Here is a 22775-nt window from a genome sequence, read left to right as displayed (position 1 = left end):
GCCTCATAAAGCGGATCGAGGTTTGCGGGTTCGCCCGCCTTGCCTCGTAACAACTAGGATCTGAAAGTATGACCACGATTAAAGTTTCCGACGGTTCGTTCGATACCGACGTTCTGGGTTCCAACGACCCGGTTTTGGTCGATTTCTGGGCTGAGTGGTGCGGTCCGTGCAAACAGATTGCCCCATATCTCGATGAAATCGCTGGTGAACTGGGCGGCAAGCTCAAGATCGCCAAGGTGAATATCGATGAAAACCCGAACACCCCGGCGAAATACGGTGTTCGTGGCATCCCGACCCTGATGATCTTCAAGGGTGGTGAAGTCGCTGCGATGAAAGTCGGCGCACTTCCGAAAAGCGCTCTTGTCGACTGGATCAACCAGTCGATCTGATCTTCATCGCATCACAGAATACGAAAAAGAGGCAGGCTGCAAAACAGCCTGCCTCTTTTCATTTGGTGTCTTTTTGCCGCAATGGGCAGGTTACGCAGCACGGATATCCTTGAGGAATTCCTGAATTTGGCTCAGCAGAACCTGCGACTTGTCGGTCATGCTGTCAGATGCGCGCAGGACTTCGTTAGATGCCTGACGTTCTTCTTCGGCAGACTCGCGAAGTCCGACAACGTTGTGGGCGACTTCTTTTGTGCCCGACGCAGCTTCGGCGACGTTGCGCGCAATTTCACCGGTTGCCGCATCCTGTTCGCTGACCGCAGCTGCAATGCCACCAGCCACTTCATTAAGTTCCTTCATGCGTCCTGAAAGATGCTCAATCGCACCAAGCGCACCTTGGGTGCTTTCCTGAATGCCTGTGATGTGTCCGGCAATATCTTCGGTCGCACGGGTGGTCTGGTTGGCAAGGTTTTTGACCTCGGCTGCGACCACGGCAAAGCCTTTGCCGGCTTCACCGGCGCGGGCAGCCTCAATGGTCGCATTGAGCGCAAGCAGGTTTGTCTGTTCTGCAATCGACTGGATCAGTTCGACGACTTCACCGATTTTGTCCGATGCGTTGGCAAGTTCAGCAAAGATTGCACTGGCATCATCGGCCTCATCTGCGCCGGATTGCGCAATCTCCGAACTGCGCGCGACCTGAGATGTGATTTCATCAATTGCTGCGGCCAGTTGCTCCGCAGCAGCGGCAACGGTATCGACGTTGGTTGCAGCCTGTTCGGTGGCAGCTGCAACATTGGCCGCCTTGCTGGTGGTCAGATCAGACTGACCGGCCATTTCGGATGCTGTGCTGCGCAGTTGCGACAGGGCGGCGTTGACGACAGTCAGGTTGCTTTCGACATCGTTCTCGAACGCCTTGATGCGTGCATCGATACGTTTCGCACGTTCGATCTGTGCCTGATTGGCGGCTTCTTGTTCCTGCTGAAGGCGATCAGCCTTCTTGCGGTTTTCAAGGAATACCTCAAGTGCACGGGCAAGGTTACCAATCTCGTCCTTGCGATCCTGTCCTTCAGCCCGAACAGACGTATCACCATTTGCAACCCGCGAAAGGGCTTCGGTGATTTTGCGCATTGGGACGGTGGTGCTTTTCTCGACTGCAAAGCCAAGACCGCAGATGATCACAAGGACGCCGACAAAAACGATAATGCCGATGGTCGTGCTCTGCCAGAATGCAGCCATGACATCGTCCATATAGACGCCTGCAGAAACAACCAAGCCCCAGTCGCTTGCTGTTCTGGCGTATCCGAGTTTCGGTGTGACTTCTTTGCTTTCGGGATGGGGCCAGACATAATCGACATACCCGCCTTCAGGAGCACGGGCAGCTTCAACCAACGCTGCAACAGGTGTCGCTCCGGTCGGGTCCTTGACCGCCGAGACCGGCTTTCCATTCAGCGACGCATTGATCGGATGCATGACCATTGTGCCATCGAGGCTCGCGACGAAAACATAGTTTTCACCGTCAAAGCGCTGGGCCTTGACCGTTTCCAGGGCAAGTTTTTTGGCTTCTTCTTCTGAAAACTCGCCTTGTTTTGCCCGGTTGGCAAAATTATCAATGATCGACGCTGATTGATCGACAACATACCGCAGCGTTTCCTGACGGTCCTTGATCATGGTCGTGTACAGGGAATAAAGGTCGATGATCGACACTGCGGCGAGTGCCAAAGCGACCAGAAACATAACGCCGCGCAGTTTCCACGCTAAAGAGTAGTCCGAAAGTTTCATGACGCACCTGCTTGTTACTTGTTCTGTCGTTCCGTCGACGTGAATTGGGGCGAGCGGTAACTAGGTGCGTAAATCGCGTTTCCCGCGCAGGTAGTCGTTGATTTATGCCAATCGGCAGTCCGGCTCTCATCTTAGTGCATTGTAAAATAGAGATATTTAATTTTAATTATGGTAATGCAAAACATCTATAGGTTGCATGAAAAAAAGAAGACCCCACCAAACAGGTGAGGGTCTTCTATGAATTCAGCTTGTATGCAGCGTCTATTCGAGTCTGCTCAGATCAATACTCGTAGGGCGTACCGTCCATATTTTCCATCAGCACTTCACGTTTGCCGACATGGTTGGCGGCGGAAACGACGCCGTTTTCTTCCATCTGCTCGATAATGCGGGCTGCACGGTTATAGCCGATTGAAAGCTTGCGCTGGATGAAGCTGGTCGATGCCTTCTTTTCACGCAGGACAATGCCAACCGCCTGATTATAAAGATCATCATCCGATCCACCGCCGCCAGCCCCGGCATTGCCACCGGCCATGTAGGCCGCAACCGGGTCTTCTTCGGGTTCTTCGGTAACGGTTTCAAGATAGGCCGGGTCGCCCTGATCGCGCAGATGCTTGACGATGCTTTCGACTTCTTCGTCGGAAACAAACGGGCCGTGGACACGTTGCAAACGGCCGCCCTGACCCATGTAAAGCATATCCCCCTGACCCAGAAGCTGCTCGGCGCCCATTTCACCCAGAATGGTGCGCGAGTCGATTTTCGAGGTCACAGAATAGGAAATACGCGTCGGGAAGTTGGCCTTGATCGTGCCGGTGATCACGTCGACTGACGGACGCTGCGTCGCCATGATCAGGTGCAGACCCGCCGCACGGGCCATCTGCGCCAGACGCTGGATGGATGCTTCAACATCCTTGCCGGCAACCAGCATCAAATCGGCCATCTCGTCAACGATGATGACGATAAATGGCAGCGGCTCCATCGGCAGTTCCTGATCTTCAAAGATCGGTTTGCCGGTTTCCGGATCAAAGCCGGTCTGGACACGTCGTGTCAGTTGTTCGCCCTTGGCGGCCGCTTCCTTGATGCGTTTGTTATAGCCCGCAATGTTACGCACACCGACCTGGCTCATGGCGCGATAACGGTCTTCCATCTCGCGCACGGCCCATTTAAGGGCAACAACCGCCTTGTGCGGGTCTGTCACAACAGGCGTCAGCAGGTGCGGAATACCATCATAGATCGACAGTTCGAGCATCTTGGGGTCGATCATGATAAAGCGGCATTCTTCAGGCTTCAGGCGATACAGCAACGACAGGATCATCGCGTTGACACCCACCGATTTACCCGAACCGGTGGTACCGGCAATCAGCAAGTGCGGCATTTTCGACAGATCGGCAATGACCGGCGTGCCGCCGATATCCTTGCCAAGGCTCATATTGAGCTTGCCTGTGTTCTTTTCAAAGTCACTCGATGCCAGAATTTCATGCAGATGAACGGTTTCACGGCGCACATTCGGCAATTCAATCCCGATGACGTTGCGTCCGGGCACCACGGCAACACGGGCGGCAATCGCACTCATGGAACGCGCAATATCATCTGCCAGACCAATCACCCGCGATGATTTAACACCTGCGGCGGGCTCGAGCTCATAAAGGGTGACAACCGGGCCGGGCCGGACCTGCACGATCTCGCCCTTAACGCCAAAGTCCTGAAGAACGGTTTCAAGCAAACGGGCATTCTGCGCCAAGGCTTCCTGATCGATCTGGTTGGCATCGGCCGGATCTGGTTCACCAAGCAGATCAAGCGGCGGGAAACGATACTCATCCGAGCCCAGATCAAACGATGCCTGACGCTGCGCTGCGGCCTTCTGGCTGGGTTGCAGCTTTGCGGCCGGGGCGGCGACAATATGAACCGGCGGTTCGTGATCGTCATCGTCGTCAAACCCGTCATAATCGTCCGGGTCGACATCCGGCTCGGACTTCCGGGTTGAAATGGCCGTGCCAAGCTTGGACTTGCCTTTGTCCATCGACGGTTCCTGACGCGAACCCGGGGCACGCTTGGCAAGCGGCTCATCGTTGCTGCCGGTCGGGATAATGGCACGAATGCCCGCAATCACCTTGCCGCCTGCAAAGGACAGGGCCGTGCCCAACCGTCCCCATTCAGACAGCGAATAGGCCATGCAAAAGATCGTCAGTGCCAGACCAAGCATCATGGATGCCAATGCGATCAGCGCCCGTGCGCCGGGAACCCCAATCATCGCAAAACCGGCCTGAAGCTTGCCCAGCAGCAAATCACCGGCAAAACCACCCAGTCCAACCGTCAGAGGCCAATGCATGCCCGGCTGAATGGCAGCTGCCGAAACAGCGACAAGAAGCAGTGCCAGCGGCAAGACAAGGAAACGTGCCCACATCCAGCGGAACGGTTTGACCGCAATCAGGCGCAGGCCCCAGGCGACAAGCAAAACGGTAATCAGTGCGGATGCCAGACCAAGGGTACGCAGCATCAAATCCGCGCCATAGGCCCCGACAATCCCCAACGGATTAAAAACCGTCGTGCGGTCGGTTGCGTGGTTAAATGATGGGTCGCCGGGATGAAAACCGATCAGCATGATGAACAGGGCCATGGCCAGCAATACCAGCCCAAGGCCGCAAAACCGCAAGCCACTGCGCTTGAGCAGTGTCACGAGACTGCCGGGCATGAAAGCGGTTCCAAGAGTGTTTGACTGGCTGCTCATCTGGGTATCCGTTCTGGTTAAGTCCTGCTGTTCTGGTCGGGCGAAGTATCGGTTTAGCTTTCCAATGCCTTCGCGATGCGGGTCAGTCCTTCCCGCGTGGTTTCAAGATCATGCACAAGAGCAATGCGGATGAACCGTTTGCCCGGATTGTTGCCATTGGCGTCGGTCAATGAAAGGTAACTGCCCGGAATGACCTTAACTCCGGATTCTTTCCAGATTTTCCGGGTGGCAGCCTCATCATCGCCGACATCAAGCCACAGGAAAAATCCGCCGGGCGGGCGATAGAAGCCAAACCGGTTGCCAAAGACTTCCTCGGCGATGTCGATTTTGGCGCGATAGATATCCCGGTTGGCCTCCGCATGGGCATCATCGTTCCAAAGTGCGGTGGATGCGGCCATGACCGGCATCGGAATGGTGGCCGAGCAATAGCTGCGCAGTGCGGTAAAGCGTGTGACGATTTTTGCATCACCGGCAACGAAGCCTGAACGCAAACCCGGCGCACTGGATCGTTTCGAAAGACTGTGGAAGACAAGGATATTGTCCATGTTTCCACCCTGTGCGGCACAGATTTCAAGCGCGCCGGTCGGTGCGGTGCTGTCATAGATATCGGCATAGCACTCATCCATGGCCAGCACGAAGTCATGCTTGCGGGCCAGTGAAATGATCTGTTCGAGGTACGCACGCGATGCAATCGCCCCTTGCGGGTTGGCGGGCGAGCACAGGAAGAACAGCGCGCAGGCATCAAGATCCTTGGCATCAATCTGATCAAGGTCGGGCAGGAAACCGTTTTCCGGCTCTGCCGCCAGCGGCACCATTTCCGCGTCATTCAGCACCGCCGCCCCGCAATAGACCTGATAGAACGGGTTGGGCAGCAAGACCTTGGGTTTGGGCCCCGGTTGATCCTGTGGAATGACGGTGGTGGCAATCAGATAAAGTGCCTCGCGCGTGCCTGCGACCGGCAGGACGTGATCATCACGGTCGATCATGTCTTTGGGCAGGTTATAGCGCCGATCAAGCCAGCTTTTGATGGCGTCGCGCAATTCAGGCGTACCGGCACCGGGCGGGTATTTGTGCCAAAGGCTGGCATGTTTGACCATTGCCTCGGTGATCATGGCGGGCGGTTCGTGCTGTGGCTCGCCGATCGACATAACAAGCGGCGGCTGACCGGGTTCGATCCCGTCAAGCAGGGTTGCCAATCGCGGAAACGGATAGGCAGGCAATTGATCCAGGCGCGCGTTAAACATGGTCGTCGTCAATCCAGCATGATCTGTGGTCCGCCGTTCGCGGTCCCGTTATTCGGAAGATGGGTAAAATCCCCTGACTTTACCCCTATGCCAAAAGTGCAAAGAAACATTTAAGAGCACGGGTAAGCCAACGCAAAAAGCCCGGAAAGATGCGCTTTCCGGGCTTTAAAGAGTATTAACTCTGTTGCGGGTCGCGCAGCCTAGCTCGCGCGGAGATCGTCCTCGGGATATGCGCCGATGTTGTGGATCGAGATATCCGCACCATCAAACTCGGCTTCTTCGGACAGACGGATGCCAATGGTGGCTTTTAGGGCGCCATAGACAACAAAGCCGACCACGGTCGCAAAAACGACACCAATCAGCGATCCTGCCAGCTGTGCGCTGAACGAAACACCGCCCATGCCGCCAAGGGGCTCAAGGCCAAAGATGCCACAGGCAATTCCGCCCAGAAGGCCGCACATCCCGTGCAACGGCCAAACGCCGAGAACATCGTCAATTTTCCATTTTGCCTGACACTGATTGAAGCCCCAGACAAAGAGGGCACCGGCAAGACCGCCGGTCACAAGTGCCCCCAACGGATGCATGACATCTGACCCGGCGCAAACGGCAACAAGTCCGGCAAGTGCGCCGTTATGGACAAAACCGGGATCGTTTCGACCGGCAATCAATGCCGTCAGAATGCCGCCGACCATCGCCATCAGCGAGTTAACCGCAACCAGTCCGGTTATGCCGCTTATCGATTGTGCCGACATGACGTTAAAGCCAAACCAGCCAACACAAAGGACCCAGGACCCCAACGCCAGGAAGGGAATGTTTGATGGCGGAATACCGACGAGGCCGCCGGTTTTGGTATATCGACCGCGACGAACGCCGAGATTGATCACAGCGCCAAGTGCGATCCAGCCGCCAACCGCATGAACAACGATGGAACCGGCGAAATCATGAAACGGTGCGCCAAAAGTGGCTTCGATCATGTCCTGAAAACCGAAATTGTTATTCCAGACCATGCCTTCAAACAGGGGATAGCAAACACCCACCAAAATGGCGGTGGCGAATAGCTGCGGATAGAAACGCGCGCGCTCTGCAATGCCGCCAGAGATGATGGCGGGGATCGCTGCTGCGAACGTCAAAAGGAAGAAGAATTTGACCAGATCATAGCCGCTATCAGCAAAGGCTGGGCTGTTTTCGGGGGTGATCTGACCGCTCAGAACGCCAGCATTGGTAAAGAAATCAACGCCATATGCGATGCTGTAGCCGACGAAGAAATAGGCAATGGTCGAAACAGCGAAATCAACAATGATCTTAACCAGTGCGTTAACCTGGTTCTTTTTGCGAACCGTGCCGACTTCAAGAAAGGCAAAACCGGCATGCATTGCGAGCACCATAATAGCGCCCATCAGGACGAAAAATACGTCCGAGGCAGTCTGGAAGGCCCCCATAAGGCGTCCCCTTTTCAAATAGCGTTTCCTCTCGGTCCGGTCTTGTCGGGGCAGCCGGACTCTGGTTCGGGGCAGCCAAGATCAATTTTCGTGCCAATGCCGCGAAATCGGGCAGCAAAGCGTAAAATGCCAAGGCTGATGCTCGGTATTTGAGTGCCGTGGAGTGTTGTCCGCTTATGGCGGTGAAAAACGTCTTTGCCTTCCAAGTGATCAAAACGCTGCCCAAAAAGGCAGCATGGAACAAAAAAAAGCCCGCCCGGGTTTCCCCGGACGGGCTTTTGATCTGATCGACCAGGTGTCGTACGAACACGGCACCTGCCAGTAAGTCTTGCTTAGAAGCGCTGGGAACCCTTACCGAATTCCGGATAAGCTTCCATGCCAAGCTCGGTAGCATCTGCACCGTTGGCCTCTTCTTCCTCGGAGAGGCGAATACCAACAGTGAATTTCAGAGCCAGCCAGACGATCGACGAAGCAACGATGGTGAAGGCACCCATTGCAACGATACCGGTGATCTGCGTACCGAAGGAAGCACCGTCATTGGTGAACGGAACAGCAAGCGTGCCCCAGATACCGCAAACAAGGTGAACCGAAACAGCACCGACAACGTCGTCGATTTTCAGTTTGTCTAGCAGCGGAACTGCAACAACAACCAGGATACCACCGATGGCACCGATGATGATCGCCGAGCCAATGGTCGGGGTGTCCGGAGCAGCCGTGATCGAAACCAGACCAGCCAGTGCACCGTTAAGTGCCATGGTAAGGTCGACCTTTTTGTAAAGGATCTGGGTCAGGATCATTGCTGCAACCACACCGCCGGCAGCAGCCATGGTGGTGTTGCCATAGATGTTGGCAATGGCGATGACGTCAGCGCCGGTACCCATAGCAAGCTGGGAACCACCGTTGAAGCCGAACCAGCCGAGCCACAGGACGAAGGTACCAAGCGTTGCAAGCGGAAGGTTCGAACCCGGCATCGGGTGAACGGAACCATCTGCGCCGTACTTGCCTTTACGTGCACCAAGGATGATCGCACCGGTCAGAGCAGCCCAGCCGCCGACCGAGTGAACAATGGTGGAACCGGCAAAGTCAGAGAAGCCCATTTCCGACAGCCAGCCGCCGCCCCAGGTCCATGCACCGGTGATCGGATACAGAACGCCAGTCAGAACAACGACGAAGATCAGGAACGGCCACAGTTTGATACGCTCGGCAACAGTACCCGATACGATCGAAGCTGCGGTTGCAACGAAGACCATCTGGAAGAACCAGTCGGACGTTGCGGAATAACCGCCAGAGAAGTCGCCTCCAAGGGCAGCGGAGTCATCTGCACTCCACAGGCTCAGCGAGCCGATCCAGCCAGATACATCCATGTACATCAGGTTGTAACCGATGAGGTAGTACATGATGCCTGCGATTGCGAAGAGCGAAATGTTCTTAAGCAGGATGGTGGTAACGTTTTTGGTACGAACCAGGCCGCTCTCAAGCATAGCAAAGCCAGCCGCCATGAACATGACGATTGCGCCACTGAACAGGAAGCTAAAGCTGTTGAGAATGAACTGGGTTTCTGCCGGAACGCCTGCGTCCTGAGCAAAAGCCGGAGAAGCGATTGCCAGAAGGGCGGTAGCTGCAGCCGCAGCAAGGCCGGTTTTCTTCATGGAAATAGTCATAATGTCTCCCCTTGTCTCTGGACTTACAGGGCGTCGTCGCCGGTTTCACCAGTACGGATACGAACCGCCTGATTCACATCAAGAACGAAAATCTTACCGTCCCCGATTTTCCCGGTTTGAGCAGTTTTGGTGATGGCTTCGACAACCTGATCAACCAGATTATCCGTGATGGCGACTTCCAGCTTCACTTTCGGCAGGAAGCTGACCATGTATTCAGCACCACGATAAATTTCGGTCTGACCTTTCTGGCGACCAAAACCTTTTACTTCGGTGACCGTCAAACCCTGGACGCCCAGTGCGCTAAGCGCTTCACGGACTTCGTCCAGTTTGAACGGCTTAATGACAGCAGTAACAAGTTTCATAATAATGCGACCTCCCGGCATATCCGTTGAGTACCAACGTGGTAATCACGATTTCGCAGTCGCAGTCTCCAAACCAAGAATCGTGCCAGACTCAGAATAAAAATCATAAACAACTGTTTTTGTTGCATAAAATGATGAATTGATCTGACGGAATTACGACTTCGTTCTGTCATGGCCGGATTAAAATATGCACAAAATCTGGGGATGTTCAAAAAATGTGCATATTTTTTAATCAACCTGTCGCGCAATTGAAAAGCGCTTACAGCTCAAGGCTCTGTGGCAAATCGCATTCTTGTTCCGCGGGCCTTGTCGCAACCAAGGGGTGATATGCCTTGGCAGGTGGCAATGGTGCATTCACGGCCGTCAAAGATGGTTTTGCGCCGATGTTGTGCTGGCAAAGGTGTGATAACTGCGCGTCGATGATCGGTGCGGGTTGTGGCTGCGTATCTGGCAGGGTAAAGATGTGCAAGCAACGCTTTCACGACGCCCTATTGCGTCAGGTCAACGCAGGATGCCAAGCTGCACTGTAAACCGGCATCACTGGTCAAGGCCAAACGACACAGGAAATTGCGATATGCATGATCAACAGCCACTTCAAACCGATGTCATTATTTTTGGGGGCGGCTTGAACGGTGCCTCTATGGCCTTGGCGCTGGCCCATGGCGGCATCAAGTCGGTGGTGATTGATTATGCAGACCCCAAAACCATTCTGACGGCCAATTACGATGGCCGTACCTGTGCGATTGCCGCCGCCTCCAAATCGGTTTTGGAAGTGATCGGTGCCTGGGAAAACATGGCTGGTGGCGCGGAGCCGATCCTTGATATCCGCATTGCCGATGGCCAAAGTCCGCTTTTCCTGCATTACGACCATCATGATGTCGGTAACGAGCCGCTTGGCTATATCGTCGAAAACCTTGTCACGCGCAGTGCGCTGTATCGTGCCATCGAAAAAAACGATCTGGTCAAAATGATTGCACCGGCCAAGGTCGAAACGATTGCACGTGATCAGGGTGCCATGACCATTACGCTGGCCGGCGGGCAAGTCGTGCGCGCACCACTTGCCATCGGGGCCGAAGGGCGCAAATCAATGTTGCGTGAATGGGCCGGCATCAAGACCTATAACTGGAGCTATAAGCAAAGTGCGGTGGTTTGCACCGTAAAGCACCAGCAGCCCCACAATGGGCTGGCGGTCGAGCATTTCCTGCCAGCCGGGCCGTTTGCAATCCTGCCGATGACCGATAACCGTTGCTCGATTGTCTGGACCGAGGGCACGGATCAGGCCAATTATCTGGTCAATCTTGATGATCAGACCTTCCTTGATGAATTGCATCGCCGGTTTGATGGCTATCTTGGTGATCTTGAAGTTATCGGGCCACGCTTCTGCTATCCACTTGGGCTACAGCACGCCTATCACTATACGCAGGATCGCTTGGCGCTGATTGGTGATGCGGCGCACGGCATGCACCCGATTGCCGGTCAGGGGCTGAATATGGGGATCCGCGATGTTGCGGTTCTGGCAGAAATTCTGGTCAATGCCCGTCGTCTTGGTCGTGATATCGGCAGTGCCGATGTGCTGGCAGAATATGAACAATGGCGCCGTTTCGACAACACGGTGATGCTGGCGGTAACCGATATCACCACGCGCCTGTTCTCGAACGATATTGCGCCAATCCGCTGGGCGCGTGATATCGGATTGGCGATTGTCGAGAAAATCCCGCCCCTAAAAAAGACCTTCATGTCGCATGCGATGGGCTATGCCGGTACCTTGCCAAAACTGATGCAGGGCAAGCCGCTGTAACCGGATCGCCTTTTGCCGCAACCGGGAACTATAGCCAGATCTTCCGGTCGAAAAATCCCTATAGGTGGTCAAAGGTCATTTAAAAGCATTCAAAAACATGTCGTTTTTTGTGGGTGAGTGTTGATTTGTGTCAACAAGTCAGCAAACAGAAAGGCGCAATGTCCCCGTCGAGTTGATCAAACTAACAGGGGACAGATAATGTCATTCAAATCCAAACTCCTTGGTGCCGCATTGTTGGGTGGCATGATGGCCGCTTCGTTTGTTGCTGCCAATCCGGCTTCCGCGCAGACCGCCGAATTCAAAACCAAACAGGCTGGCGACTTCCTGATTCGTGGCCGTGTGCTTGGTGTCGTTCCTGATGAAGACGTCAAGAGCGGGACTCTGTCTGGTGAAGGTAAAGTTGATAACGATGTCATTCCAGAACTGGATTTCTCTTACTTCGTGACCGACAACATCGCGCTTGAACTGATTGCAGGCACATCCAAGCATGATGTTAGCTGGAACACCGGTTCTGCAGATGTTAACTTGGGCAGTGTCCGTCTGCTGCCGCCGACCCTGACCCTGCAGTATCACTTTATGTCCGATAGCCGTTGGAGTCCTTACGTCGGTGCTGGCATAAACTACACCTTCTTCTACGACGAAAAACGAGGCGATGCGCAGTCGATCAGCTATGATGATGGCTTTGGTTATGCGTTCCAAGCTGGCTTCGACTATGCGATTTCGGGTCCTTGGTCGTTGAACGTCGACGTCAAGAAAATCTTCCTGAATACCGATATCACAACGAATGTAGGCGGCAACACTCACAAAGCTGATGCAGACCTCGATCCGTGGTTGTTCGGTGTCGGTATTGGCTATCGCTTCTAATAAAACGTACATCCGAGGATAACTTCCCCGGACAGCAAGACACTAAAAACGGTCCTGTCTTTGGCAGGGCCGTTTTGTTTTGGGACTTTTAGGAAGAAGGGGGCGCGTCAGCGTTTGGCAGGGTCGCGTGACAGGCTGCGGGCCTTGAGTGCGGCGAGATAGTCGTTCCAGAGCTTGTCCTGATTGTCGTGCAATTCGCGCAGATATTGCCAGCTAAACAGGCCGCTATCATGCAAGTCGTCGAAGGTAATGCGCACGGCATAGTTCCCGACCGGCACAATATCGATGATGCCGACATGCCGGCGGCCGGCGATGATCTTCTTTTCTGACGGATGATGGCCTTGAACTTCGGCGGACGGGCTTTCCACCCGAAGCAACTCGGCGCCAAGGCGTGTTTGAACACCGTCATCCCAGATGATTTCCAAAATGCGCTCATCACGCAGATAGTTGATTTCAACCGGGGTGAAAGCAGGCGTAAAACCGTCGCTGGGCATGGTGGCAGGCAACCTTTGCCTTAGTCTTCGATGGCACGAGCTTCGTCGGGCAGCATGATCGGAATGCCGTCGCGGATCGGATAGGCAAGACCGGCCTTCGGGCTGATCAGTTCGTTATTTTCACGATCATATTCCAACGCCTGTTTGGTCACCGGACAGACAAGGATTTCAAGAAGTTTCGGGTCTACCGGGCTATGGGTCGCGGTCATCAATTCAGCCTTCGGGTTGGATTTGCCGCGTGCGGCGGCAAGTATGTTCAGTTGGCATTGCTGTGTGCGTGCTTGGGATCGGCATGGACTGCCATTTCAAGCAACGACGTTAGCATATCGCCGCGATCATACAGCGTTGTGCATTCGAGCAAAGCCTGTTTTTCAAGCGGACTGAGGCGGCAGCCCATGGAAATGGTGGTGATCAGCATTTCATCATCGCTATCTGCCAGTGTGTCCCAGCATGATTGCAGCGAATGTTGCGCGAAATAGGCGTCAAGCGCCATGCGCAGGCGATCACGATTGATCGGCGTATCGTCTTCCTTGGGTGTGGTCAGATCCTTCTTCCACGGCGCGAAATCACCACGCACCCGGCGATATCCGCCGGAATTTTCGGGCAACTCCTCGATCACGGTAAATCGGCAGACGCCCGTCAGGGTGATCAGAAAACGTCCATCGTCCGTTTCGCTAAAGGCGGTAATGCGGCCCGCACATCCTGTCGAAAAGATCTCCGGGCGATCCGGGTCCATGAAATAGGCGTTACGCTGATCCGGTCGGGGTTGAATCATCCCGATCATCCGGTCCTGTCCAAGCGCATCCGTGATCATATTCATGTAGCGCGGCTCAAAGATATTGAGCGGCAAATGCCCGCGCGGCAGCAAAAGTGCACCGCTTAGCGGGAATACCGGCATGGTTTCCGGAAGGTCCGAAAGTTCAGGATCAAAGGGGCCGCATATGCTCATGAGAACAATACCGTCGATAATGCACGGCGTCCGGCGACGCTGGCAGGGTCCATCGGACCCCAGGCTTCAAAAAACTTCAGGAGCTGGGTGCGTCCTGCATCTTCGTTCCATTCGCGGTTGGTGCGAATGATGGTGATCATGGCGTTGACCGCTTCTTCACGCTTGTTCTTGGCAAAACAGGCCATGCCGTAATCATACAACGCCTGCGGGTCGTTCGGGTTGGCTTCTGCCTTGGCGCGCGCGGCTTCAAGGTCTTCACCCGAAACCCCGGTCTCGGCCAGTTCAAGCGCGCTGATCGCGGCTGCAATAGGTGCCTTCAGGCGATCAACATCGGACATGTTGTCAACGAAGTGGCGGGCTTCTTCAACTTCATCCATGCCCACCATGCAGCGGATCATGCCGCCAATTGCGGTTTCGTTGTCCTGTTCGCGCTCAAGCACGCTGACATAAAGACCATGGGCTGCTTCAAAGTTTTCCTCGGCAAGTGCAGCACTTGCCTGTTCAAGCAGTCCCTCGATCGGGCTTTCAATCGGACCACCAGCGAGTTTTTCATAAAACGCGCGCACTTCGCTTTCGGGCTGCGCGCCCTGAAAACCATCGACCGGGCGACCGCCCTTGAATGCGTAAACCGTCGGTACCGACTGAATGCGAAGCTGCATCGCCAGTTCCTGGTTCTCGTCGATATTGACCTTCACCAGTTTCACGCGCCCGCCAGCCTCACGGGTGACTTTTTCGATCACCGGCGTCAGGCTTTTGCACGGACCGCACCATGGCGCCCAGAAGTCGACAACCACCGGCACTTCCATCGACGGTTCGATAACGTCCTGGACGAAGGTTTCAACACTGCTGTCCTTGATCAGGTCAGAATCCTGATTATGTGTGGTGGCGCCATCCGGCGCATTCGCATCAAGAATGATCGACATTATTGTTCACTCGCTAATTCTGAATTCTAGATGATACCGCCATGCCCGGACGACAAGAGGCAGCCATGTGATATTGCGTGTGACTTATACTTGAATATAAGAAGATTTAAGGGCTTACCTCAGATGTCCGTGGTTCATTTATCATCGGCCGCGGCGGGTTCGGCATCAAAATCAATGATCATCGCCTCATAGCCAAGTGAGCCGATGAAGGTTAACAGGTCTGCCGAGGAAATTGTCGTGGTGCGGTCATTTCGCAAGGGGTGAAAGTTCAACAGATCCCCGTTGGCAAGCTTGGCATCAAGGGCTAGGTTGACCTTGCGGTCCCGATCATTGAGCAACGCAAATGGGGTGACAGACCCCGGTTTTATGCCAAGCGTTTCGATCAGAAGCTCCGGCTTGCCAAACGACAGGCGCGCGCATCCCAGCCGCTTGTGCAGGTGGTTCATGCGGATTTCGGTCTCTTCTTCGGCAACGACCAGCCACAATGCGCCCTTCTTGTCTTTGACAAACAGGTTCTTGGAATGAAGCCCCGGCAGGTCGCCACGCAGTGCCTGCGAATCCTCAACCGTAAACAACGGTTCGTGTTCATGTGTTTTCGTTTCGATACCCAATTTGGCCAGATGATCGAAAAGCGGGGTTGATGGATCACTCATGCTCTTTCCCTTGTGGCTGTGCGCCAAAAGATAACCAAGTTCAAAACCGGACGCAAATTTGCATAAATCGGGTCGGATTTCGACAATTGGGACGCTTAAAGTCAAGGAAAACCGCCAAAATTCCTGATGTCGCGATTTCAAAGAAAAAAGGGTTGCAATCGCTCTTTGTTGGGCTATTATCCGCGCCGCTCCACAGGGGCAGAAACAATCTGATGAACGCGGGCGTAGCTCAGGGGTAGAGCATAACCTTGCCAAGGTTAGGGTCGAGAGTTCGAATCTCTTCGCCCGCTCCATGATGAAAGTTTTAAAAGGCCGTCCTTCGGGGCGGTCTTTTTGCATTTGGGCCAAGGCTGTCGACTGTTTCGCGCTTGCAAGCAAGTGCAAATTGTCGTGTGCTTATTCGATGTCTGATCCGAATAATACAAAATCCACGTCATCAGGGCGCATGATTTACACAGTCGGCTATGCGGGCCATGACCGTGAAAGCCTGCTTACGCTTTTCAAGGCCCACGGCATCACGGCGGTCGCCGATATTCGGACCTTCAAGCGATCAAGCTATTGGACAGCATTCGACTCTGACAGCTTCGGGCCGTTCCTTCGGGAAAACGGTATTGCCTATGTGTTCATGGGCGATGTGATGGGCGGAAAACCGCAAGTTCCGGAACTTTACCCTGATGGACAACTTGATTATGGCCTGATGGCAGATCGGCCTGATTTCAAATCGGGGATAGAGCGGCTGGTTTCGGGGGCGGAAAAATATCGCATCTGCCTGATGTGTGCCGAGAAGGACCCGCTGGACTGTCATCGCACGCTTCTGATTGCGCCAGCCCTGAAAGATGCCGGGTTTGATCTTTGCCATCTGGTCGATGGCCGGGTCGAAAGTCAGGCGGAAACCGATGCCCACATGATCGCAATCAACGGCGGGGATGTCCCCGATCTGTTTGCTGCCGCCGCACCCGACCCGGATGCCGAAGCCAAACTGGCATTGGCGCGCCAGATCAAGCGCGTCGCCCCCAATGCCGAGGACGCGATCAAGCGACGCTAGCCAGCGATGCTAACCCTTGGCTCAGCCCATGATGTTGTAGCCACCATCAATATGCACCACATCTCCGGTCAATGATTTTGCCCGGTCACTGGCCAAAAACGCGGCCAATTCGCCAATTTCATCAATTGTCACCAGGCGACGGGACGGCGCGCGGTCGGTGGCATGGTCCATCAGGTGTTGAAATTCGGCAATCCCCGAAGCCGCGCGGGTTAAAAGCGGCCCGGGTGAAATTGCATGGCAGCGAATGCCTTTCGGGCCCAGTTCGGCCGCCATATAGCGAGTCGTGCTTTCAAGGGCTGCCTTGACCGGCCCCATGACGCCGTAATGATCAATCACGCGCTCCGATCCCATATAGGTCACGGTCAAAAGCGCACCGCCACCCTGCATCAATGGCTCTGCCCGCTTGGCGAGCCTCGCAAACGAATGGCACGATATATCCATCGCCGCCAGAAAACCGTCGCGTGAACAATCGGTTACCCGACCGTGCAGGTCATCTGCCGGGGCAAAGGCGATCGAATGCAGCACGAAATCAAGTTTTCCCCACTTCTGTTCGATTTCGGCGAACAGCGCGTCTGCCTGTGCCTCATTGCAGACATCAAGTGGTACGAAGATCGGGGCATTGATTTGGTTGGCCAATGGTTCGACAAAGCGTTTGGCCTTGACGTTCAAATAGGTCACCGCGATGTCGGCACCTTCGCGCTTGAAAACGCGCGCACAGCCCCAGGCGATGGACATTTCATTGGCAATTCCGACGATTAGCCCTTTTTTGCCTTCAAGCATGCTGTGGTCCCTTCCGGATCATGTGCGAGTGCGAAGAAATTCTCAAATCGGGGCGTATTTCAAAGTGTAGCGGGTTTTGCGCCGCAAAAAAGTGCAAAATTCTGTGACAGTTCATGTCCACCGACGATCTGGCAACCGAAGGCTAGCTTATTGGTTAAATGAATTTTTTTTGTGCAGAAGCATAGTTTTTAGGCAGATGATCCGTTATGTGTAAGCGTGAAGGGACACAGGGGATTTCCAGGTGGGTCTATGGTGGAAATTCCTGCTTTCTTTCCCAAATAATGAAAGGGTCTGACCCCAACTAAATGTTTGAAATGGCATCAGAACAAGCAAGGCATGCTAGGAAAGCTCCGCAGCGCAGGGTTCTCCCTGGGCAAGGAGGTTGACGACGCAGGTCGCAGGTTGTCCTGATGTCACTCGGATCGGAAGCATTTGCACGGGCTATCGCGTCGTTTCACCTTGAAAGGCAGCAAGCCTTTCTTCGGTAAAGCTCCTAATATCCGCACAAATGCTTCGCGACCATTTTAAGCATTTAATTGGGTTCAGACCCTGAATCAGTGGTGTGTGGCACCGGTCGCAAAGATCGGTGTTTCGGTTCTGGTAAACAGAGCCGGGAAAAAGGGAAATTGGTCATGAAAGCCCGAAACGGCGACCCAAAGCGGGAAGTCATCGACAAGGTTGTCGAAAAGATCCATCAACGAATGTCTGGTGAAACGGCGAAGGGTGCAGAAGCATTCGTTCGCCTTTTTTATAAGGATGTTCCGCCTGACGACATGGCGGGTCGCTCGGTCGACTCGCTTTATGGCGCGGCACTTACACTTTACAAATTCGCGCAAAAGCGCCCCTCGGCCGATACGGCCAAAATCCGGGTCTATAACCCCGATCTCGAAGAACATGGCTGGACGTCTGATCACACGGTGATCGAAATCAACAATACGGATATGCCGTTCCTGGTGGACTCGGTGACTGCCGCCCTGCATGAACTTGATCTGACCGTGCATCTTGTCATCCACCCGATCATGCGCATTGCCCGTGATGACAAGGGTGAATTGCAAAGTGTTGCCAGCGTTGAAGAAACCAACGATCCGCGTGAATCTGTCATGCATGTCGAAATCGACGAGCAGACCGACAAGGACGTTCTGGCCAAGGTCCATGACGCACTTGAAAACAGTCTGACCGACGTTGCACTTGCTGTGCGCGACTGGCAGCCGATGCTTAAAAAGGTCACCGAAGTTCTTGATGAGATTGGCGATGTCAAGGCAGGCGCGCCAGACGAGGACCGCCGCGAGGTGCAGGACTTCCTTGGATGGCTGCACAATGACCACTTCACCTTCCTTGGTTATCGGGAATACAGCTTTAAAAATGCTGGCAAAAAGGGCCCGGTGGATGTCGAGGTCAAAAATCAGCTCGGCATTCTGTCGCGCGAAGGAACCCACGTCTTTGATGAGTTGCGCCAGATTGGCAACCTTTCGGCTGAGGTGCAGGATTTCGTCGCCAAGCCAAACCTGCTGATGGTGACCAAGGCCAACAAACAATCGACGGTTCACCGTCCTGTGCATCTTGATACGATTGTCGTCAAACAGTTCGATGCCAAGGGCAAGGTCGTTGGTCAGCACCTGTTTGTCGGCCTGTTTACTTCGGTCGCCTATAACCTGTCCCCACGTCTGATCCCGCTTCTGCGCATGAAGCTTGCTGAAACCGTCAAACGTGCCGGTTTCCCGCCAGCAAGTCACGATGGCAAGGCGCTGGTCAACATTCTGGAAACCTATCCGCGTGACGAGCTGTTCCAGGTCGATCTGGACGATCTTTATCACACCTGCATGGGAATCCTGCATCTGCAGGAACGTCAACGCATTGCGTTGTTCGTGCGCCGCGATGCGTTTGAACGGTTTGTCTCCTGTCAGCTGTTCTGCCCGCGCGATCGCTTTACCACCAAGCTGCGCCTGAAGTTCCAGACCGTGATTGAAAACGCCTTTGATGGCAAAGTCACGGCGCACTACACCCTGATTGGCGACAGTCCGCTTGCGCGTTTGCACCTGTTGGTCAAAACCAATCCCGGTGAATTGCCCGAATACAGTGTGGCTGATATCGAGCGCCAACTGGTCGAGGTGGCCCGTGACTGGTCCGATACTCTGCGTCAGGTCCTTGTACGTGAACTGGGTGAGGAACGTGGTCTTGCGCTGCATCGTCGCTATGGCGAAAGCTTCTCGACGGAATATCGTGAACGCTTCACGGTCGAGAGTGCAGAGCTTGATATCGAACGCATCGAAGAGGTCATTAATGCCAATGACCTGCGGGTAAATCTTTATCGCCCGATCGAAGCCGCCGAAAATGAACTGCGTTTCAAGATCTACAATCCTGGTGCGCCAGTACCGCTGTCCGATGTTTTGCCGATGCTCGAAAACATGGGGCTCAAGGTCATTACCGAAAATCCTTTCACGGTCAGTCCGCGTGATGTCGGGATTGATGTTCGCATTCATGATTTCGGCGTCGAGGTTGATGGCGAATTCAGCCTCCATGATGTGCGTAACAAGTTCCAGGAACTGTTTGTCCGCATCTGGCATGGCGAAGTTGAAAATGATGCGTTTAACCGCCTTGTGCTGCTGGGCAATCTGAATTGGCGCGAAGTGGTGATCCTGCGGGCCTATGCCCGCTATACCCGCCAGACCGGATCGGCTTTCTCGCAGGCTTATATGGCCAAGACGCTCGCCAACAATCCGGCGCTGGCATCCGCTCTGGTGTCGCTGTTTATTGCGCGCTTTGATCCGGATCGCGATCCGGCCAAGGGTGACGAGGTCGCAGCGATTGAGGCTGACATCATCAGCCGCCTCGAAGACGTGATGAACCCGGATGAAGACCGCATCTTGCGCGCCTTCCTCAATCTGGTGCAGTCGACCCTTCGCACCAACTTCTTCCAGCATGATGCGGATGGAAATCCGAAGTCCTATCTGTCGGTCAAATTCAACTCGGCCGTGATCGAAGATTTGCCACTGCCACGTCCGTGGCGTGAAATCTTTGTGTATTCCCCGCGGGTTGAGGCCGTCCACCTGCGTGGTGGTCCGGTGGCCCGTGGCGGTATTCGCTGGTCAGACCGTCAGGAAGATTTCCGTACCGAAATCCTCGGTCTGGTCAAAGCCCAGATGGTCAAGAATGCGGTTATCGTCCCGGTCGGCTCCAAGGGTGGCTTTGTTGTCAAACGTCCGCCGGTCGATGGCACGCGTGAAGCATTCCTTGAGGAAGGCATTGCCTGCTACAAGACACTGATGAGCGGGATGCTCGATATCACCGACAATATCGTTGCCGGTGAAATCGTGCCGCCAAAACGCGTTGTGCGTCTCGATGATGATGATCCCTATCTGGTTGTTGCTGCTGACAAGGGTACGGCGACCTTCTCGGACATCGCCAATGGCGTTGCCCGTGATTATGGCTTCTGGCTTGATGATGCCTTCGCATCGGGCGGCTCACAGGGCTATGACCACAAGAAAATGGGCATTACTGCCCGTGGTGCGTGGGAGTCGGTCAAACGTCACTTCCGCGAAATGGGCAAGAATATCCAGACCACGCCGTTTACCGTTGCGGGTGTTGGCGATATGTCGGGTGACGTGTTTGGCAATGGCATGCTGCTCTCCGAGCAGATCAAACTCGTTGCGGCCTTCAACCACATGCACATCTTTGTCGATCCCGACCCGGACCCGGCCAAAAGCTTTGCTGAGCGCAAACGCTTGTTTGACATGCCGCGCTCAAGCTGGACCGATTATGACAAAAAAGTCCTGTCCAAGGGTGGCGACATCTTTGATCGCAAGGCCAAGACCCTTGATCCGTCACCAGAGGTCCGCAAGGTTCTGGGGCTGGATAGTGGCAAGGTCACCCCGGCTGATATGATGAAGGCCATCCTGAAATCCGATGTCGAACTTTTGTGGTTTGGCGGGATCGGGACCTATATCAAGTCCAGTCTTGAAACCGACGCCGATGCCGGTGACCGTGCCAACGATGCCATCCGCATTAATGGTCGTGAAGTCCACGCAAAGGTCATTGGCGAGGGGGCAAACCTTGGTGCGACCCAGCGGGGCCGTATCGAATACGCCCATGCCGGTGGTCGTCTTAACACCGATGCGATTGATAACGCGGCGGGTGTCAACTGCTCGGACCACGAGGTCAATATCAAGATCCTCGTGGGCGAAGTGGTTGCGGCTGGCGACATGACCGAAAAGCAACGCAACAAGCTGCTTGTCGACATGACCGACGAAGTCGGCGAACTGGTGCTGCGTGATAACTATCTGCAAAGCCAGGCCATCTCGAATGCCGATGCGGAAAAGGCCGATATTCTTGATGCACAAGTCCGTTTGATCCGCATGCTCGAACGCGAAGGGCGCCTGAACCGGGAAATCGAATACCTTCCCGATGACGAGGAACTCACCCGTCGTGCCAACGCGCATGAAGGCCTGACCCGTCCGGAAGTCTCGGTTCTGATGCCTTATGCAAAGCTGTGGCTCTATGACGAAATTCTTGAATCCGACCTGCCCGATGATCCGGTTCTGGTCGAAGAACTGGTGCGATATTTCCCGACACCGCTTCGCAAGAAATACGCAAACGCGATTTCAAACCACCGTCTGAGACGCGAAATCATTGCGACCGTGGCGACCAACAGTCTGGTCAACCGGGTCGGCGGCACGTTCGTCCATGACATGATGGAATCCACCGGCATGTCGGCGGTTGATGTGTCGCGCGGTTATCTGATCACGCGGTCTGTCTTTGGGCTGCGCGAAATGTGGGAAGGCATCGAAGCGCTTGATAACGTCGTGCTGGCGAAACTTCAGACCAGCATGTTCCGCGAAATCAATCGCATGGTAAACGATGTCACCCAGTGGTTCCTGCGCAATTGCGAGGAGCTTAATGTCGGCGCAAAGATCGAGATGTTCCGCCCGGCGGTTTCCAAGGTGATCGAAAGCTTTGATGAAATCGTCCCCGAGGATGCTGCTGCACGCAAGGCGCTGGAACAAAAGGCCAAATCGCTGGTCGCCCAAGGTGTCCCAGAAGACCTCGCCTGGCGTGTGGCCTCTGCGACCCAGTTGGTGGCGATCTGTGACGTGGTTCGTATCGCCGAGGCAACCGGTCGCGATGTGATCGAAGTGTCGGCCACCTATTTCGCAGTCGGGGCACGTTTCCAGTTGGGCCTGATGCGATCAGCTGCCGAGTCGATCGAAGCCGATACCCATTGGCAGAAACTGGCGCGGGCGGCAGTGATCGACGATCTGTTCGGTCATCAGCGCGAGCTGACCCGTTCGGTTCTGGCTGCGGGCAAAAAAGGCTCGTCCGGCTCCGACCTTGTCGATATCTGGGTGCAAGATCGTCAGCGTGGCTGCGCACGCTGTGATGATCTGATCAATGAACTGCGTTCAGCCGGTCAGATCGATCTTGCCATGATCACGGTGGCCAACCGCCAGATTAGGGCCCTGATCGGGGCTTGACGTCTGACAGGTCGAAAGACCTTGTTTTTAAAAACTGGAAGGGCGCCTGTAACGGGCGCCCTTCTTTTATTTTCAATCAATGGCCTATGCTCATAGCGCGTCGTTGAGAAAACATACCGCCTTAACGGCAAAAAAGGCGATGCAGCGTGATTTGCGCTAGATCACGGAAATTAATGGGAAATCCTGTCATTCTGCTGCCATTATT

General features: G+C 54.6%; 17 protein-coding genes and 1 tRNA gene. 6 read left to right on the top strand and 12 right to left on the bottom strand.

What is annotated here, in order from left to right; all coding sequences use genetic code 11:
* Positions 1-68: 68 nt before the first annotated feature.
* Entirely contained in the window at positions 69-389 is a 321-nt protein-coding gene (gene trxA, locus FHI25_RS04740; protein ID WP_008888557.1) for a thioredoxin TrxA, read from the top strand.
* A gap of 90 nt (positions 390-479) precedes the next feature.
* Here trxA (FHI25_RS04740) and FHI25_RS04735 read toward each other — a convergent pair whose 3' ends face one another.
* The 6 genes from FHI25_RS04735 to glnK all read right to left on the bottom strand — a co-directional run bounded on the left by FHI25_RS04735 (position 480) and on the right by glnK (position 9596).
* A complete protein-coding gene (locus tag FHI25_RS04735; protein WP_210515534.1) occupies positions 480-2165 on the bottom strand; it encodes a cache domain-containing protein in 1686 nt (561 codons plus the stop codon).
* Positions 2166-2445: 280 nt separating this feature from the next.
* Entirely contained in the window at positions 2446-4890 is a 2445-nt protein-coding gene (locus tag FHI25_RS04730) for a DNA translocase FtsK (RefSeq protein ID WP_210515531.1), read from the bottom strand.
* A gap of 53 nt (positions 4891-4943) precedes the next feature.
* Positions 4944-6134, bottom strand: a complete 1191-nt coding sequence (locus FHI25_RS04725) for an aminotransferase class I/II-fold pyridoxal phosphate-dependent enzyme (protein WP_210515529.1) — start codon at positions 6132-6134, stop codon at positions 4944-4946.
* A 200-nt stretch (positions 6135-6334) separates the two neighbouring features.
* A complete protein-coding gene (locus tag FHI25_RS04720; protein WP_210516469.1) occupies positions 6335-7573 on the bottom strand; it encodes an ammonium transporter in 1239 nt (412 codons plus the stop codon).
* A 332-nt stretch (positions 7574-7905) separates the two neighbouring features.
* Positions 7906-9234, bottom strand: a complete 1329-nt coding sequence (gene amt, locus FHI25_RS04715) for an ammonium transporter (RefSeq protein ID WP_210515528.1) — start codon at positions 9232-9234, stop codon at positions 7906-7908.
* A 23-nt stretch (positions 9235-9257) separates the two neighbouring features.
* A complete protein-coding gene (gene glnK, locus FHI25_RS04710; RefSeq protein WP_008888552.1) occupies positions 9258-9596 on the bottom strand; it encodes a P-II family nitrogen regulator in 339 nt (112 codons plus the stop codon).
* Between the two features lie 574 nt (positions 9597-10170).
* Here glnK and ubiH point away from each other — a divergent pair.
* Positions 10171-11394, top strand: a complete 1224-nt coding sequence (gene ubiH, locus FHI25_RS04705; RefSeq protein ID WP_210515525.1) for a 2-octaprenyl-6-methoxyphenyl hydroxylase — start codon at positions 10171-10173, stop codon at positions 11392-11394.
* Positions 11395-11592: 198 nt separating this feature from the next.
* Positions 11593-12258, top strand: a complete 666-nt coding sequence (locus FHI25_RS04700) for an OmpW family outer membrane protein (RefSeq protein WP_210515523.1) — start codon at positions 11593-11595, stop codon at positions 12256-12258.
* A gap of 107 nt (positions 12259-12365) precedes the next feature.
* Here the strand turns inward: FHI25_RS04700 and FHI25_RS04695 are convergent, their stop codons facing one another.
* The 5 genes from FHI25_RS04695 to FHI25_RS04675 all read right to left on the bottom strand — a co-directional run bounded on the left by FHI25_RS04695 (position 12366) and on the right by FHI25_RS04675 (position 15277).
* Entirely contained in the window at positions 12366-12752 is a 387-nt protein-coding gene (locus FHI25_RS04695; protein WP_210515521.1) for a DUF971 domain-containing protein, read from the bottom strand.
* Positions 12753-12772: 20 nt separating this feature from the next.
* Positions 12773-12961, bottom strand: a complete 189-nt coding sequence (locus FHI25_RS04690) for a Trm112 family protein (RefSeq protein WP_008888548.1) — start codon at positions 12959-12961, stop codon at positions 12773-12775.
* A 47-nt stretch (positions 12962-13008) separates the two neighbouring features.
* A complete protein-coding gene (locus FHI25_RS04685) occupies positions 13009-13701 on the bottom strand; it encodes an LON peptidase substrate-binding domain-containing protein (RefSeq protein WP_064787770.1) in 693 nt (230 codons plus the stop codon).
* Positions 13698-14624, bottom strand: a complete 927-nt coding sequence (gene trxA / locus FHI25_RS04680; protein ID WP_210515519.1) for a thioredoxin — start codon at positions 14622-14624, stop codon at positions 13698-13700. Before trxA (FHI25_RS04680) ends, FHI25_RS04685 begins: the two co-directional genes overlap by 4 nt.
* Positions 14625-14758: 134 nt before the next feature.
* Positions 14759-15277 (bottom strand): prolyl-tRNA synthetase associated domain-containing protein, encoded by a 519-nt coding sequence (locus tag FHI25_RS04675; RefSeq protein WP_120224025.1) that lies wholly within the window; start codon positions 15275-15277, stop codon positions 14759-14761.
* A 218-nt stretch (positions 15278-15495) separates the two neighbouring features.
* Here FHI25_RS04675 and FHI25_RS04670 point away from each other — a divergent pair.
* A tRNA-Gly gene (locus FHI25_RS04670) sits at positions 15496-15570 on the top strand.
* Between the two features lie 152 nt (positions 15571-15722).
* A complete protein-coding gene (locus FHI25_RS04665; RefSeq protein ID WP_246878899.1) occupies positions 15723-16322 on the top strand; it encodes a DUF488 domain-containing protein in 600 nt (199 codons plus the stop codon).
* Positions 16323-16343: 21 nt separating this feature from the next.
* Here FHI25_RS04665 and fabI read toward each other — a convergent pair whose 3' ends face one another.
* A complete protein-coding gene (gene fabI / locus FHI25_RS04660; protein WP_210515514.1) occupies positions 16344-17102 on the bottom strand; it encodes an enoyl-ACP reductase FabI in 759 nt (252 codons plus the stop codon).
* A 632-nt stretch (positions 17103-17734) separates the two neighbouring features.
* Between fabI and FHI25_RS04655 the strand changes: the two genes are divergently transcribed.
* Entirely contained in the window at positions 17735-22570 is a 4836-nt protein-coding gene (locus FHI25_RS04655) for an NAD-glutamate dehydrogenase (RefSeq protein WP_210515512.1), read from the top strand.
* Positions 22571-22775: the final 205 nt, after the last annotated feature.

It is taken from the genome of Thalassospira sp. ER-Se-21-Dark, from assembly GCF_017922435.1.
Classification (GTDB): domain Bacteria; phylum Pseudomonadota; class Alphaproteobacteria; order Rhodospirillales; family Thalassospiraceae; genus Thalassospira.
This window is presented reverse-complemented; position numbering and strand designations above follow the sequence as displayed.